At 65.7% G+C, this 14,638-nt stretch carries 13 protein-coding genes; 8 read left to right on the top strand and 5 right to left on the bottom strand.

What is annotated here, in order from left to right:
* Positions 1–61: 61 nt before the first annotated feature.
* The 8 genes from PPL01S_RS14950 to PPL01S_RS14985 all read left to right on the top strand — a co-directional run bounded on the left by PPL01S_RS14950 (position 62) and on the right by PPL01S_RS14985 (position 9,955).
* Complete coding sequence (locus tag PPL01S_RS14950) at positions 62–844, top strand: DUF4892 domain-containing protein (protein ID WP_016393124.1); 783 nt, start codon at positions 62–64, stop codon at positions 842–844.
* 12 nt (positions 845–856) lie between these two features.
* Positions 857–1,909, top strand: a complete 1,053-nt coding sequence (locus PPL01S_RS14955) for an AI-2E family transporter (protein WP_016393125.1) — start codon at positions 857–859, stop codon at positions 1,907–1,909.
* A 154-nt stretch (positions 1,910–2,063) separates the two neighbouring features.
* Positions 2,064–2,153 (top strand): K(+)-transporting ATPase subunit F, encoded by a 90-nt coding sequence (gene kdpF, locus PPL01S_RS14960; RefSeq protein ID WP_033743702.1) that lies wholly within the window; start codon positions 2,064–2,066, stop codon positions 2,151–2,153.
* Positions 2,154–2,162: 9 nt separating this feature from the next.
* Positions 2,163–3,857 (top strand): potassium-transporting ATPase subunit KdpA, encoded by a 1,695-nt coding sequence (kdpA, locus tag PPL01S_RS14965; protein ID WP_016393126.1) that lies wholly within the window; start codon positions 2,163–2,165, stop codon positions 3,855–3,857.
* Positions 3,858–3,867: 10 nt separating this feature from the next.
* Positions 3,868–5,922, top strand: coding sequence for a potassium-transporting ATPase subunit KdpB (kdpB, locus tag PPL01S_RS14970; protein WP_016393127.1), 2,055 nt, complete (start codon positions 3,868–3,870; stop codon positions 5,920–5,922).
* A gap of 10 nt (positions 5,923–5,932) precedes the next feature.
* Complete coding sequence (gene kdpC, locus PPL01S_RS14975) at positions 5,933–6,484, top strand: potassium-transporting ATPase subunit KdpC (protein WP_016393128.1); 552 nt, start codon at positions 5,933–5,935, stop codon at positions 6,482–6,484.
* A 124-nt stretch (positions 6,485–6,608) separates the two neighbouring features.
* Complete coding sequence (locus PPL01S_RS14980) at positions 6,609–9,263, top strand: DUF4118 domain-containing protein (protein WP_028625932.1); 2,655 nt, start codon at positions 6,609–6,611, stop codon at positions 9,261–9,263.
* Positions 9,260–9,955, top strand: a complete 696-nt coding sequence (locus tag PPL01S_RS14985) for a response regulator (RefSeq protein ID WP_016393130.1) — start codon at positions 9,260–9,262, stop codon at positions 9,953–9,955. Before PPL01S_RS14980 ends, PPL01S_RS14985 begins: the two co-directional genes overlap by 4 nt.
* Positions 9,956–10,026: 71 nt before the next feature.
* On the opposite strand, the gene PPL01S_RS14990 is transcribed toward PPL01S_RS14985, so the two are convergent.
* From PPL01S_RS14990 to PPL01S_RS15010, 5 genes are all read right to left on the bottom strand, one after another.
* Positions 10,027–10,323, bottom strand: coding sequence for a DUF3077 domain-containing protein (locus tag PPL01S_RS14990; RefSeq protein WP_016393131.1), 297 nt, complete (start codon positions 10,321–10,323; stop codon positions 10,027–10,029).
* Between the two features lie 77 nt (positions 10,324–10,400).
* Positions 10,401–10,640 (bottom strand): hypothetical protein, encoded by a 240-nt coding sequence (locus PPL01S_RS14995; protein WP_016393132.1) that lies wholly within the window; start codon positions 10,638–10,640, stop codon positions 10,401–10,403.
* Between the two features lie 282 nt (positions 10,641–10,922).
* Positions 10,923–12,542: an ABC transporter ATP-binding protein gene (locus PPL01S_RS15000; protein WP_016393133.1), complete on the bottom strand. Its 1,620-nt coding sequence runs from the start codon at positions 12,540–12,542 to the stop codon at positions 10,923–10,925.
* Position 12,543: 1 nt separating this feature from the next.
* Positions 12,544–13,563 (bottom strand): ABC transporter permease, encoded by a 1,020-nt coding sequence (locus tag PPL01S_RS15005; protein ID WP_016393134.1) that lies wholly within the window; start codon positions 13,561–13,563, stop codon positions 12,544–12,546.
* Position 13,564: 1 nt separating this feature from the next.
* Positions 13,565–14,638 (bottom strand): microcin C ABC transporter permease YejB, encoded by a 1,074-nt coding sequence (locus PPL01S_RS15010; RefSeq protein ID WP_008091250.1) that lies wholly within the window; start codon positions 14,636–14,638, stop codon positions 13,565–13,567.

A 14,638-nucleotide genomic window follows, 5' to 3' on the forward strand; every position in this document is an offset into this window, starting at 1 on the left:
CCATGTACATGCCAGACATCCATCAATCTTTCACCGGCGCCGCGTGCGGCATGGGTGGCCGATGAGCATTCGAGTTCTCATCGCCGGCTGCCTGGCGCTGGCCAGCCCGCTGTTGTGGGCCGGCAGCCTGCCAGTCCCCGTGGATGCCAAGGTCGTCGACCAGCGCCCGGCGGTGGAGCAGGAACGCATCTACCCCATGGGCCCGTTGCGCAAGATCAGCGGCCGCCTGCGGGTCGACGACAAGGTCGAGAGCCGCGGCCAGGTCAGTTCGGTGACCTACGAGCTGCCGGTCGAGCGCACCGCCCGCGAAGCCTTCACCAGTGCTCGCGAAGCGCTGCAGCACGACGGTGGCTACCCCTTGTTCTGGTGCCAGGGCCGCGACTGTGGCGAAGCCAGCCTGTGGGCCAACGATGTGTTCGGCAACGCCCGCCTCAATGGCGGCGACGAGCAGCAAGCTTTCATCCTGCTGCGCCGCTCCGCCAAGCAAGCCGACACCTTGGTTGCACTGTACAGCGTCACCCGCGGCAATCGCCGCGCCTACCTGCACGTGGAAGAGTTCGTCGCCGGCAGCCCGCTGGGTGAGCTGCTGCCTACCGCGGCCACGGTGCTGCGCGAAATGCGCGATACCGGCAAGCTTGACTACCCTGACCTGAGCACCCCGCAGCCGGCCTGGGTGGCGTTGCTCAGCCGCAGCCTGAACCTGGACAGCACCCTGCGCGCCAGCCTCAGCGGCGCCGAGGCCGAGGCCTGGCGCGAGCAACTGGTCAAGGCCGGGGTGCGCAGCAACCGGCTCGAAGTCGGCAGCGCAACTACCGATGGCCTGCACCTGGAACTGATCCGTTGAACGAGTGCCACCATGGCCAACAATGACCGCCTGTTGATCCAGATTGTCCTGCTGGCGTTGCTCGGTGCGGCGCTGTGGGTGATGGCGCCGTTCATTTCAGCGTTGTTGTGGGGCGCCATCCTGGCCTTCGCCAGCTGGCCGTTGATGCGCCTGCTGACGCGGGTGTTGGGCGGGCGTGAAACCCTGGCCGCGAGCCTGCTGACCACCGCCTGGATCCTGATCGTGGCGTTGCCGCTGGTGTGGCTGGGGTTCAACCTGGCGGACCATATCCGCGACGCCACGGCCTTTGTGCGTGATGTGCAGGTCGATGGCCTGCCGGAAGCGCCGGACTGGCTGGGCAGCATTCCCCTGGTCGGTGAGCGCCTGGTTCGGTGGTGGCAATCCATGGATCAGCAAGGTGCTGCGCTGATTGCTTCGGTGAAGCCTTACCTTGGCCAGGTCGGCAACTGGCTGCTGGCACGCAGCGCGCAGATCGGCAGCGGCATGCTGGAGTTGTCCCTGAGCCTGGTCTTCGTGTTCTTTTTCTACCGTGACGGCCCGCGCCTGGCGGCGTTCGTGCTGCGGCTGCTGCAGCGGTTGGCGGGAGACCGCGCCGAGTATTACCTGGAGCTGGTGGCGGGGACCGTGCAGCGGGTGGTCAACGGGGTGATCGGCACCGCCGCCGCCCAGGCGCTGCTGGCGCTGATCGGCTTCCTGATCGCCGGTGTGCCCGGGGCCATCGTGCTGGGCTTGGTGACCTTCATGCTCAGCCTGATCCCCATGGGGCCGCCACTGGCCTGGATACCCGCCACCGCCTGGCTGGTGTGGAAGGGCGAGTATGGGATGGCGGTGTTCCTGGGCATCTGGGGTACCTTCGTCATCAGCGGCGTGGACAACGTGCTCAAGCCTTACCTGATCAGCCGGGGCGGCAACTTGCCGCTGGTGATCGTTCTGCTGGGCGTTTTTGGTGGGTTGATTGCCTTTGGCTTCATTGGTCTGTTCATCGGGCCGACCCTGTTGGCGGTGGGTTACAGCCTGCTGCTGGACTGGAGCCGCAACGCGGGGCCGCAGACGCCGCAGCGCTAGCCTTTGCTGGCGATAGGGCCTGGCCAGCCACCCAGAAACCCGATCTTTACGCATTCTTTATACCCATCCCCCACCCTCGATCTCGCCCCTTTACGCCCCTCCCTTCGACAATTTCCCTAAAGCGGCCAAAGCCGCACCACGGGGAGTTCCACTCATGTACATGCTCGACGGGCTGTCACTGCTGCTGGCAGTGGCATTGGCGATTTACCTGCTGGTGGCGCTGCTGCGCGCCGATCGCAGCTAGGGAGCGGCCATGCACAGTTACGACTTCGCTTTGCTGTTGGCATTCTTCGCCATCGTGCTGCTGCCGGCACCTTGGCTGGGGCGGTTCTACTACAAGGTCATGGAAGGCCAGCGCACCTGGCTGACGCCACTGCTCGGCCCCGTCGAACGAGGCTGCTACCGGCTCGCAGGGGTCAAGGCTGAGCAGGAGCAGAACTGGAAGCAATACGCCCTGGCGCTGCTGGCCTTCAACCTGGCCGGCTTCCTGTTGCTGTTCGCCATCCTGCTGTTGCAAGGCTACTTGCCACTGAACCCGCAGCACCTGCCAGGCCAGGAATGGTCGCTGGCCTTCAACACGGCGGTGAGCTTCGTCACCAACACCAACTGGCAGGCCTACAGCGGCGAGGCCTCGGTCAGCTACCTGAGCCAGATGCTGGGCATGACCGTGCAGAACTTCGTCAGCGCCGCCACCGGCCTGGCCGTGCTGGTCGCCCTGTGCCGCGGCATCGCCCGTCGCTCGACCACCAGCCTGGGCAACTTCTGGGTCGACATGACCCGCGCCACCCTCTACGGCCTGTTGCCGCTGTGCCTGGTGCTGGCACTGCTGCTGGTATGGCAGGGCGTGCCGCAAACCTTCGCCGACTACGCCCATGCCGTGACCCTGCAAGGCGCCGACCAGAGCATCCCGCTCGGCCCGGCCGCAAGCCAGATCGCCATCAAGCAGCTGGGCACCAACGGCGGCGGCTTCTTCGGCGTCAACTCGGCGCATCCGTTCGAAAACCCCACGGCTTGGAGCAACCTGTTCGAGGTGGCCTCGATCATCCTGATCCCGGTGGCGCTGGTGTTCACCTTCGGGCATTACGTCAAGGACCTGCGCCAGAGCCGGGCGATCCTGGCCTGCATGCTCAGCCTGTTCCTCATCGGCGGCGCCACCGCGCTGTGGTCGGAGTACCAGCCGAACCCGGCGCTGGAAAGCGCCCAGGTGCAGCAAGGCGCGCCCATGGAGGGCAAGGAAAGCCGCTTCGGCACGACCGGCTCGGTGCTGTGGACGGTGACCACCACCGCCGCCTCCAATGGCTCGGTCAACGCCATGCACGACAGCCTCAACCCGCTGACCGGCATGGTGGCGATGGTCAACATGATGGTCGGCGAGGTGATCTTCGGCGGCGTCGGCGCGGGGCTCTACGGCATGCTGCTGTTCGTGCTCATCGCGGTGTTCCTGGCCGGCTTGATGATCGGCCGGACCCCGGAATACCTGGGCAAGAAGTTGCAGGCGCGGGAAGTTCAGCTGCTGGTGGCCACCTTGCTGGTGATGCCGGTCGGCGTACTGGTGCTCGGCGCCATCGCCGCCAGCCTGCCGGGCCCGGCAGGCGCGGTCAGCAACCCGGGCGCCCACGGCTTCAGCCAACTGCTGTACGCCTACACCTCAGGCACCGCCAACAACGGTTCGGCATTCGCCGGATTCGGCGCCAACACGGTGTTCCACAACCTGATGATCGGCCTGGCCATGCTGATTGGCCGCTTCGGCTACATCCTGCCGATCCTGGCCTTGGCCGGCAGCCTGGCGGCGAAGAAAAGCGCGCCCCAAGGGCTGAACAGCTTCCCCACCCACGGCCCGCTGTTCACCGGTCTGCTGCTGGTGACCATCCTGCTGGTCGGTGGCCTGACCTTCCTGCCGACCCTGGCCCTGGGGCCAATCGCCGAACACCTGAGCCTGGGTTTCTGAGGAACCGACCATGAACATGCCCATTCCTGAAGTGAACGCCCCGCACAGCGCCAAGGACCAGACGCGCTTCGCCGCGCTCTGGCGCCCGGCGCTGGTACAGGCCTTCGTCAAGCTCGACCCGCGCCAGCTCAAGCGCTCGCCGGTGATGCTGGTGGTGGCCCTGACCGCCGTGCTGACCACCGTGCTGTGCTTTGCCCCCGGCAGTGGCGTGGGCACCGGCGTGGCGGCGCAGATCGCGTTGTGGCTGTGGTTCACCGTGCTGTTCGCCAACTTTGCCGAAGCCCTGGCAGAAGGCCGTGGCAAGGCCCGCGCCGACAGCCTCAAGGCCGGTAGCCAGGGGCTGACCGCGCAACGCCGGCGGGGTGATGGTTCGTTCGAGACCGTCGCCGCCACCCAGCTGCGCAAGGACGATGTGGTACGGGTGGTGTCGGGCGAGATGATCCCCGCCGACGGCGAAGTGCTCGAAGGCATCGCCGCGGTCAACGAGTCGGCCATTACCGGTGAGTCGGCGCCGGTGATTCGCGAATCCGGTGGTGATCGCTCGGCGGTGACCGGCAATACCCGCCTGGTCTCCGACTGGCTGTTGATTCGCGTCACCAGCAACCCGGGCGAGTCGACCCTGGACCGCATGATCGCCCTGGTCGAAGGTGCCAAACGGCAGAAGACGCCCAACGAAATCGCCCTCGACATCCTGCTGATCGGCCTGACCCTGATCTTCCTCATCGTGGTGGTGACCCTGCAGCCGTTCGCCCGCTTCGCGGGCGGCAGCCTGCCGTTGATCTTCCTTGCCGCGCTGCTGGTGACGCTGATCCCGACCACCATCGGCGGGCTGCTCTCGGCCATCGGTATCGCCGGCATGGACCGGCTGGTGCGCCTGAACGTGATCGCGCGCTCCGGTCGTGCGGTGGAGGCGGCCGGTGACGTGCATACCTTGATGCTCGACAAGACCGGCACCATCACCTTCGGCAACCGCCGCTGCAGTGCGCTGCATGCGGCTAGCGGCGTCACCGCCAAGGAGCTGGGCGAGGGCGCGTTGCTCGCATCGCTGGCCGATGACACGGCCGAAGGTAAGTCGATCGTCGAGTACCTGCGCCAGTTGCACGACTTCATCGAACCCGCCGCCGAACAGTTCGAAGCCATCGCCTTCAGCGCCGAGACCCGCCTTTCGGGCATCGACTTCCAGCAACACCGGTACCGCAAAGGGGCGGTCGATGCGGTGCTGGCTTTCGTTGGCATGCAGTGTCTGGAGATGCCAGTCGCGCTGGCCCGTGAGGTCGAGCGCATCGCTCAGAGCGGCGGCACGCCGCTGCTGGTGTGCGTCGACAAGCGCCTGCTCGGTGCGATCCACCTCAAGGACGTGGTCAAGCCCGGCATCCGCGAACGCTTCGCCGAACTGCGCAAGCTGGGCATCCGCACGGTGATGGTGACCGGCGACAACCCGCTGACCGCCGCCGCCATCGCCGCCGAAGCCGGCGTGGACGATGTGCTGGCCGAGGCCACCCCGGAAAAGAAACTGGCGCGCATTCGCCAGGAGCAGAACGACGGCCGCCTGGTCGCCATGTGCGGCGACGGTGCCAACGACGCGCCGGCGCTGGCCCAGGCCGACGTGGGCATGGCCATGAATGACGGTACCCAGGCCGCCCGCGAAGCCGCCAACATGGTCGATCTGGACAGCGACCCGACCAAACTGCTGGACGTGGTTCAGGTCGGCAAGGAGCTGCTGGTGACCCGCGGTGCGCTGACCACGTTTTCCATCGCCAACGACGTGGCCAAGTACTTCGCCATCCTGCCTGCGCTGTTCGCGGCCATCTACCCGCAGCTGGGCGTGCTCAATCTGATGCACCTGGCCAGCCCGCAGAGCGCGATCCTTTCGGCGATCGTGTTCAACGCGCTGATCATCATCGTGCTCATCCCCCTGGCCCTGCGCGGCGTGCGCGTGCAGGCCGCGAGTGCGGCGCACCTGCTGCGGCGCAACCTGCTGATCTACGGGCTGGGCGGCATCGTCGTGCCGTTTGCCGGGATCAAGCTGATCGACCTGCTGCTCAACGCCTTGCACCTGGTCTGAGGAGGCCACCATGAACAACTATGTACGCCCGGCACTGAGCCTGATCCTGCTGATGACGGTGGTCACTGGCGCGCTGTATCCGCTGGCGGTGACCGGTATTGCCCAGGTGGCGTTCCCGGAACAGGCCAATGGCAGCCTGGTGCGCGATGCCGCAGGCCAGGTACGTGGCTCGGCGCTGATCGCCCAGGATTTCCAGGGCGATGGCTGGTTCCAGTCGCGGCCTTCGGCGGGGGCGTATGCCACCGTGGCCAGCAGCGCCAGCAACCTGTCACCGAGCAATCCGGCCTTGGCCGAGCGCGTGGCCAGCGATGCGGCGAAGCTGTATCGGGCTGAACTGGGGCCGGTGCCGCAGGCCCTGCTGAGCACGTCTGGCAGTGGCCTGGACCCGCATTTGCCACCAGAGGCGGTGGCCTATCAGATCCCACGGGTGGCGGCGGCGCGACAGGTGCCTATCGAGAGGTTGCAAGCCTTGCTCGAAGAGGCCACCCTCCAGCCATTGATCGGGCCGCCTGTGGTGAATGTGCTGGCGTTGAACCAGGCGCTCGAGAAGACAGGACAGTGACAATGGGGCCGCGCTGCGGCCCATCGCCGGCAAGCCGGCTCCCACACAGGCAATGCAGATCCTTGTGGGAGCCGGCTTGCCGGCGATGGCCTGCGCAGCAGGCCCAACCAACGAAGGATCAGACATGAGTAATGCAGCCCGCGCCGACGCGCTGTTGGCCAACCTCCCGCGCGAAGGGCGCGGCAGGCTCAAGGTCTTCCTCGGCGCCGCCCCCGGTGTCGGCAAGACCTTCGCCATGCTCCAGGCCGCCCACGCCCAGCAACGCCAGGGCGTGCAGGTGCTCGCCGGCGTCGTCGAAACCCACGGCCGCGCCGAAACCGAGGCCTTGCTCGGCGGCCTGCAACAACAGCCGCAACTGCGCAGCGAGTACCGTGGCGTCACCCTCGAGGAAATGGACCTCGACGGCCTGCTCAAGGCCGCGCCCACCCTGGCCCTGGTCGACGAGCTGGCCCACACCAACGCCCCCGGCAGCCGCCATGCCAAGCGCTGGCAGGACGTGCAGGAACTGCTTGCCGCCGGCATCGACGTGTACACCACGGTCAACGTCCAGCACCTGGAAAGCCTCAACGACAAGGTCCGCGACATCACCGGCGTACAGGTCCGCGAAACCCTGCCGGACTGGGTGCTGCAGGAAGCCTTCGAGCTGGTGCTGATCGACCTGCCGCCGCGCGAACTGCTCGAACGTTTGCGCGAAGGCAAGGTGTATGTCCCCGAGCAGGCGCGTGCGGCCATCGATGCGTACTTCTCGCAGACCAACCTCACCGCGCTGCGTGAACTGGCCATGCAGACTGCCGCGGCCCAGGTCGATGCGGACCTTGCCCATGGCTACCGTCAACGCGGCCAGGAGGCGCCCACCCTGCGCGGGCGCATGCTGGTCGGCGTCGACGGTGACGACCAGGCCGAGCGCCTGGTGCGCCATGCCAGCCGGGTAGCGCAGCGGCGTCATCTGCCCTGGAGCCTGGTCCACGTCGACAACGGCCGGCTGCGCGACGAAACCGCCCGCCACCGCTTGCAGGCCGCCCAGCAACTGGCCGAACGGCTTGGCGGCGAAGTGGTGCTGCTGCGCGCAGGGGAAGTGGCGCGCACGCTGATCCAGCATGCCGTCGAGCGTCGTGCCAGCCTGGTGTTGGTGGGGCAGTCCCGCGACCGGCTGCGCCGGCGCTTCTTCGGCGCAGGCGTGGCGGCGCGCCTGCTGCGTGAAAGTCATGGCCTGGAGGTCAACGTACTCGATCGCGACGCACAGCCGGCCCCGACGAAGGCTGCTGTGCAACGGGTATGGGTGTGGCGCCATTACCTGTTGGCAGTGCTCGCCACCGTGCTGGCGGCGGGTTTGTCATGGGCGGTGTCGAGCGTGCTGGCATTGCCCAATATCTCCCTGGTGTTTCTCGCCGCCGTGCTGCTGGTCGCTGTGCGCAGCAGCCTGGGGCCGGCGCTTGCCTGCGCGGCCTTGTCGTTCCTGACTTACGATTTCCTGTTCATTCCACCGAACTTCTCCTTCAGCATCCAGCGCGAAGAAGATGTGTTGACGCTGGTGTTCTTCCTGCTGATGGCGGCCCTCACCGGCAACCTTGCCGCGCGTCAGCGTAGCCAGTTGCAGGCCTTGCGCGAAACCCAGGCGCAGACCAGCCAACTGCTCGACCTGTCGCGCCGGCTGACCGTGGCCACCGACCGCCAGGCGGTATTCAACGCCGCAGGTCAGCACCTCAACGGCTGGCAGGACGTGCAAGTGTGCCTGCTCGAACGTAACGCCGAAGGCCTGCTGCAGCTGGCCAGCGGCGAAGCGCACGTGCTGGGCGACAGCGAGCGCGCTGCCGCCGAGTGGGCCTGGCAACACGGCCAGGCCGCAGGGCATGGCAGCGATACCTTGCCCAATGGCCGCTGGTGGTGGTGGCCGCTGGCCGTCGACGACCAGCCCCTGGCCTTGCTCGGCGTGCGTCCGCGTTCCGGCGAGCCGCTCAGCGCCCAGCGCCGGCGCTTGCTCCAGGCACTCGGCCAGCCCCTGGCCCAGGCGCTGGCCCGCGCCCGCCTGGCCGAGCAGTTGGAGGCGGCGCGCCTGCACGGCGAAACCGAGCAGCTGCGCAGCGCCTTGCTGGCCTCGGTCTCCCACGACTTGCGCACCCCGTTGACGGCCATGCGCGGCAGCATCGACAGCCTGCTGGCGCTGGGCGAGGCGATCCCCGCCGAGGATCGCCGCGAATTGCTGGAAGGCACTCGCGATGAAGCCGAACGCCTCGACCGCTATATTCAGAACCTGCTGGACATGACCCGCCTTGGCCACGGCGGCTTGAAGCTCGCCCGCGACTGGGTCGCCCCGGCCGATATCGTCGGCAGCGCCCTCAACCGCCTGCGCCTGGTGCTGGCGCCGTTGCGCGTGCACACCGACGTCCCCGCCGAGCTGCCGCTGCTGTTCGTGCATGCCGCGCTGATCGAGCAGGCGCTGATCAATGTGCTGGAGAACGCTGCGCGTTTCTCGCCTGCTCAAGGTCGCCTGGAACTGCAGGTGTCGGTGCACGAGGAGCAGCTGCATTTCGCCGTCAGTGACCAGGGCCCGGGCATCCCGCTGCCAGAGCGCGAGAAAATCTTCGACATGTTCTACACCGCCGCTCGCGGCGACCGGGGCGGGCAGGGCACCGGCCTGGGCCTGGCGATCTGCCAGGGCATGATCGGCGCCCACGGCGGACAGATACGGGTCGGCGAAGGCATCGATGGCCAGGGTACCTGCATCACTCTATGCTTGCCGCTCCCTCAGCAACCCGAAGCCGAACACGAAGCCCCATGAGCCAGTCCGCCACCCTCCTGGTCATCGACGACGAACCGCAGATCCGCAAGTTCCTGCGCATCAGCCTGACTTCCCAGGGCTACAAGGTGATCGAAGCCGCCACCGGCGGCGAAGGTCTGGCCCAGGCAGCATTGGCCAAGCCCGACCTGGTGGTGCTCGACCTCGGCCTGCCGGACATGGACGGCCAACAGGTGCTGCGTGAACTGCGTGAATGGAGTGCGGTGCCGGTGCTGGTGCTGTCGGTGCGGGCCAGTGAGGTGCAGAAGGTCGATGCGCTGGACGGCGGGGCCAACGACTACGTGACCAAGCCTTTCGGCATCCAGGAGTTTCTCGCCCGGGTACGTGCGCTGTTGCGCCAGGTGCCGCAATCCGGTGGGGGCGAAGTCTCGGCCAGCTTCGGGCCACTGACCGTGGACTTTGCCTTTCGCAAGGTGACCCTGGCGGGCGTGGAGGTGGCGCTTACGCGCAAGGAGTACGCGCTGCTGGCGCTGCTGGCCGGGCATCCGGGGCGGGTGATTACCCAGCAGCAGCTGCTCAAGGAGATCTGGGGGCCGTCCCATGTGGAGAACACCCACTATCTGCGCATCGTGGTGGGGCATTTGCGGCAGAAGCTTGGGGATGACCCTACTGCGCCGCGCTTCATCATTACCGAGGCAGGGGTTGGTTACAGGCTGGTGAGTCCGGCCAGCTAATCGCTCCAGCTCCTGCGCTCTGAACGCGGGGCATTCCGCCCTCGAAAGTCCGAGTCGCACAAGGCGTGCACTCACTTCGACTCTTCATCGATGCCACTGGATACTCTGTGCGTCATCCCCAGCTCAGCATCATCCATCAGCGCCTTTGCCAGCGCGCTGAGGTAGTGCGAGGCCCAGATCAGTTGGGGGTTGTCGTCCATCAGGCCGGCGATGGTCATGTCGCGCACGTAGCCCATCAGCTCGGAGGCTTGTTCGCGGGCGTCCTGGCAGGGGATGCCGGGTTCGATGCGGAACAGGGGGTGGGTGTGGTTTTCGCCCTGGAAGAAGGTGGTTTTGCCTACGGTGAAATGGGTGTTGTCTGTGGTCATTGCTCTATCTCCCTGATTTTTTTGCTGCCTGGGCTGGCCCTATCGCCGGCCAGGCCACACCACACATCACTGTTGGTCTAGTGCAGCGTCCTTGGCTCAGCCGGCATCTGCACCTGGATCAACATGGATTCCAGCATGACGCGCAGCGCCTCCATCTCATGCATCGACGCCATCATCAGAATCGAAGCAGGTGACTTGGGCTGCAACAGGAGTGCCTGGTGAATCACGGTCTGGGCGCAGAGGGCGTAGTCCGTGGCCTGGATGAGGGTGTCTTCGAGGGAGTGGTTGTGCGGTGGATCGGGGACAATTTTCAGCATGGGTAGTATCCGTTTTTGGGGCGACCACCAAACTGCTGTCAAACAGGAGGGTGGCAGCTGTGCATAGGTTGACAGACCGGCGGATACCAGAACCGGCGCACGCGAACGTGCCCCATGCACAGCCGCCATAAACGACACGGCCGTGCAAAGTATCTCGTTACGGCCTGTCAAAGCCGTGTCGTTGATATGCAACGACACGCCGAGACTAGTGCGCTGCCAACGCGACCGCAACGGTAAAAAGGCGGTAGGAGTATCTTTGGGAAATGTCCTACAAGATAGAGCTTAAAACTGATTCTTTTCCCCATTCGGCTGCAAGAACGCCGCTTCCAGCAACTGCTGGGTATAGGCATGTTGCGGCGCATGGAAGATCGCCTGCGCATCCCCCTGTTCCACCACATGCCCATGCTTGATCACCATCAACTGGTGACTCAGCGCCTTGACCACTGCCAGGTCATGGCTGATGAACAGGTAGGTCAGGTTGTACTTCTGCTGCAGGTTCCTCAGCAGTTCCACCACCTGCCGCTGCACCGTGCGGTCCAGCGCCGAAGTCGGTTCATCCAGCAGAATCAGCGCAGGCTTCAATACCAAAGCCCGGGCAATCGCGATGCGCTGGCGCTGCCCGCCGGAAAATTCATGGGGATAGCGATGCCGCGTGCGCGGGTCCAGGCCCACTTCCTCAAGCGCTGCAATGATCGCAGCCTCCTGCTCGGCCGGCGTGCCGATACGGTGAATGCGCAAACCCTCGCCGACGATGTCCTCCACGCACATGCGCGGGCTGAGGCTGCCGAACGGGTCCTGGAACACCACCTGCATCTCGCGCCGCAGTGGCCGCACTTGCTTCTGATTCATCCCTTCCAGCGATTGCCCGTGGAAGCGAATGCCGCCGCGACTGGATATCAGGCGCAAGATCGCCAGCCCGAGGGTGGACTTGCCCGACCCGGACTCGCCGACGATCCCCAGTGTCTGCCCCTGGGGCAGGCTGAAATTGATGCCGTCCACCGCCTTCACATGGTCGACGGTGCGTCGCAGCAGGCCTTTCTTGATCGGGAACCAGACCTTGAGATCGTTCACTTCCAGCAGTGGCGAGCCCACCGGGTTGTGCGCCGGCAAGCCACTGGGTTCGGCATTGATCAGCATCTGCGTGTAGTGATGCTGTGGCGCGCTGAACAGCGTGGCGCAATCGGCCTGCTCGACGATCTGCCCGCGCTGCATCACGCACACCCGGTGGGCGATACGGCGGACCAGGTTGAGGTCGTGGCTGATCAGCAGCAACGCCATGCCCAAGCGCGACTGCAGCTCCTTGAGCAAGTCGAGAATCTTCAACTGCACGGTCACATCGAGCGCCGTGGTCGGCTCGTCGGCGATCAGCAGGTCCGGCTCGTTGGCCAGGGCCATGGCGATCATCACCCGCTGGCGCTGGCCACCGGACAGCTCATGGGGCAGTGCCTTGAGGCGCTTGCGCGGCTCGGGGATGCCGACCATCTCCAGCAGCTCCAGGGTGCGCGCGGTCGCTTCCTTGCCGGTCAGGCCCTTGTGCAGCAGGAGGATTTCGTTGATCTGCTTTTCGATGCAATGCAGCGGGTTCAGCGAGGTCATCGGCTCCTGGAAGATCATCGCGACGCGGTTGCCGCGGATGCGCTGCATGACCTTTTCGTTCTGTTGCAGCAGGTCCTTGCCTTCGAAGCGGATGCTGCCGCTGGGGTGACGCGCCAGCGGGTAAGGCAGCAGGCGCAGGATCGAGTGGGCGGTTACCGACTTGCCCGAGCCACTTTCGCCGACCAGGGCCAGGGTTTCGCCCTTGCGGATGTCGAAGCTGACGCCATCGACCACGCGGTTGACCTGCTCCCCGGTGACGAATTCCACCGCGAGGTCGCGCACTTCGATCAGGTTCTGTTCGGTCATTTCACTTCCTCGGGTCGAAGGCATCGCGGGCGGACTCGCCGATGAACACCAGCAGGCTCAGCATGATCGCCAACACGGCGAAGGCACTGATGCCCAGCCACGGCGCCTGCAGGTTGGACTTGCCCTGGGCCACCAGCTCGCCCAGCGATGGCGCGCCGGGCGGCAGGCCGAAGCCGAGGAAGTCCAGCGCAGTCAGGGTGCCGATGGCGCCCGTGAGGATGAACGGCATGAAGGTCATGGTCGAAATCATCGCGTTGGGCAGGATGTGCCGGTACATGATCGCGCCATTGCGCATGCCCAGGGCTCGTGCGGCACGCACGTATTCCAGGTTGCGCCCGCGCAGGAACTCGGCGCGCACCACATCCACCAGGCTCATCCACGAGAACAGCAGCATGATCCCCAGCAGCCACCAGAAGTTGGGCTGCACGAAGCTTGCGAGGATGATCAGCAGGTACAGCACCGGCAAGCCCGACCAGATTTCCAGGAAGCGCTGGCCGGCAAGGTCTACCCAACCGCCGTAGAAGCCCTGCAGGGCACCGGCGATGACGCCAACGATGGAGCTGAGAATGGTCAGGGTCAGGGCGAACAGCACCGAGATGCGGAAGCCGTAGATCACCCGCGCCAGCACATCGCGGCCCTGGTCGTCGGTGCCCAGCCAGTTGTCCGCCGAGGGCGGCGCGGGCGCGGGGACGCGCAGGTCGTAGTTGATGCTCTGGTAGCTGAACGGGATCGGCGCCCACAGCACGAAGCTGTCCTTCTTGGCCAGCAGCTCGCGGATGTACGGGCTCTTGTAGTTTGCCTCCAGCGGGAATTCGCCGCCGAAGGTGGTTTCCGGGTAGCGCTTGAATGCCGGGAAGTACCACTCGCCGTCGTAGCGCACGGCAATCGGCTTGTCGTTGGCGATCAGCTCGGCGCCCAGGCTCAGGCCGAACAGGATCAGGAACAGCCACAGCGACCACCAGCCACGGCGGTTGGCCTTGAAGCGCTCGAAGCGCCGGCGGTTGAGAGGGGACAAGGCCATGTCAGTGCTCCCGGCTGGCGAAGTCGATGCGAGGATCGACCAGGGTGTAGGTCAGGTCGCCGATCAGTTTCACCACCAGCCCCAGCAGGGTGAAGATGAACAGGGTGCCGAAGACCACCGGGTAGTCGCGGTTGATCGCCGCTTCGAAGCTCATCAGGCCCAGGCCGTCGAGGCTGAAGATCACCTCGATCAGCAGGGAACCTGTGAAGAAGATGCCGATGAAGGCCGACGGGAAACCGGCGATCACCAGCAGCATGGCGTTGCGGAACACATGCCCGTACAGCACCCGCGGGCGGCTCAGGCCCTTGGCCTTGGCGGTGACCACGTACTGCTTGTTGATCTCGTCGAGGAAGCTGTTCTTGGTCAGCAGGGTCATGGTGGCGAAGTTGCCGATCACCAGCGCGGTGATCGGCAGCACCAGGTGCCAGAAGTAGTCCAGCACCTTGCCGGTGGTGGACAGCTCGTCGAAGTTGTTCGAGGTCAGCCCGCGCAGCGGGAACCAGTCGAAGTAGCTGCCGCCGGCGAACAGCACGATCAGCAGGATGGCGAACAGGAACGCGGGGATGGCGTAGCCGACGATGATTGCCGAACTGGTCCAGACGTCGAAGTGGCTGCCGTGGCGCACTGCCTTGGCAATGCCCAGCGGGATCGACACCAGGTACATGATCAGCGTGCTCCACAGCCCCAGCGAAATCGACACCGGCATCTTCTCGACGATCAGGTCGATGACCTTGGCGTCGCGGAAGAAGCTGTCGCCAAAGTCCAGTTGGGCGTAGTTCTTGACCATGATCCACAGGCGCTCGGGTGCCGACTTGTCGAAGCCGTACATGCGCTCGATCTCGGCGATCAGCGCCGGGTCCAGGCCCTGGGCACCGCGGTAGTTGGAGCCGGCCACCGAGACTTCGGCACCGCCGCCGGCAATGCGGCTGGTGGCGCCCTCGAAGCCTTCGAGCTTGGCGATCATCTGTTCCACCGGGCCGCCGGGGGCGGCCTGGACGATGATGAAGTTGATGACCAGGATGCCGAACAGGGTCGGGATGATCAGCAGCAGGCGGCGCAGGATGTAGGCCAGCAT

Origin of the sequence: Pseudomonas plecoglossicida NBRC 103162 = DSM 15088 (assembly GCF_000730665.1) — a bacterium.
Taxonomy (GTDB): domain Bacteria; phylum Pseudomonadota; class Gammaproteobacteria; order Pseudomonadales; family Pseudomonadaceae; genus Aquipseudomonas; species Aquipseudomonas plecoglossicida.

Excerpts from the sequence above, each read along its gene's own strand:
- PPL01S_RS14950 (WP_016393124.1), top strand. The coding sequence starts at position 62 with ATGAGCATTCGAGTTCTCATCGCCGGCTGCCTGGCGCTGGCCAGCCCG.
- PPL01S_RS14955 (WP_016393125.1), top strand. The coding sequence starts at position 857 with ATGGCCAACAATGACCGCCTGTTGATCCAGATTGTCCTGCTGGCGTTG.
- kdpF (WP_033743702.1), top strand. The coding sequence starts at position 2,064 with ATGTACATGCTCGACGGGCTGTCACTGCTGCTGGCAGTGGCATTGGCG.
- kdpA (WP_016393126.1), top strand. The coding sequence starts at position 2,163 with ATGCACAGTTACGACTTCGCTTTGCTGTTGGCATTCTTCGCCATCGTG.
- kdpB (WP_016393127.1), top strand. The coding sequence starts at position 3,868 with ATGAACATGCCCATTCCTGAAGTGAACGCCCCGCACAGCGCCAAGGAC.
- kdpC (WP_016393128.1), top strand. The coding sequence starts at position 5,933 with ATGAACAACTATGTACGCCCGGCACTGAGCCTGATCCTGCTGATGACG.
- PPL01S_RS14980 (WP_028625932.1), top strand. The coding sequence starts at position 6,609 with ATGAGTAATGCAGCCCGCGCCGACGCGCTGTTGGCCAACCTCCCGCGC.
- PPL01S_RS14985 (WP_016393130.1), top strand. The coding sequence starts at position 9,260 with ATGAGCCAGTCCGCCACCCTCCTGGTCATCGACGACGAACCGCAGATC.
- PPL01S_RS14990 (WP_016393131.1), bottom strand. The coding sequence starts at position 10,323 with ATGACCACAGACAACACCCATTTCACCGTAGGCAAAACCACCTTCTTC.
- PPL01S_RS14995 (WP_016393132.1), bottom strand. The coding sequence starts at position 10,640 with ATGCTGAAAATTGTCCCCGATCCACCGCACAACCACTCCCTCGAAGAC.
- PPL01S_RS15000 (WP_016393133.1), bottom strand. The coding sequence starts at position 12,542 with ATGACCGAACAGAACCTGATCGAAGTGCGCGACCTCGCGGTGGAATTC.
- PPL01S_RS15005 (WP_016393134.1), bottom strand. The coding sequence starts at position 13,563 with ATGGCCTTGTCCCCTCTCAACCGCCGGCGCTTCGAGCGCTTCAAGGCC.
- PPL01S_RS15010 (WP_008091250.1), bottom strand. The coding sequence starts at position 14,638 with ATGCTGGCCTACATCCTGCGCCGCCTGCTGCTGATCATCCCGACCCTG.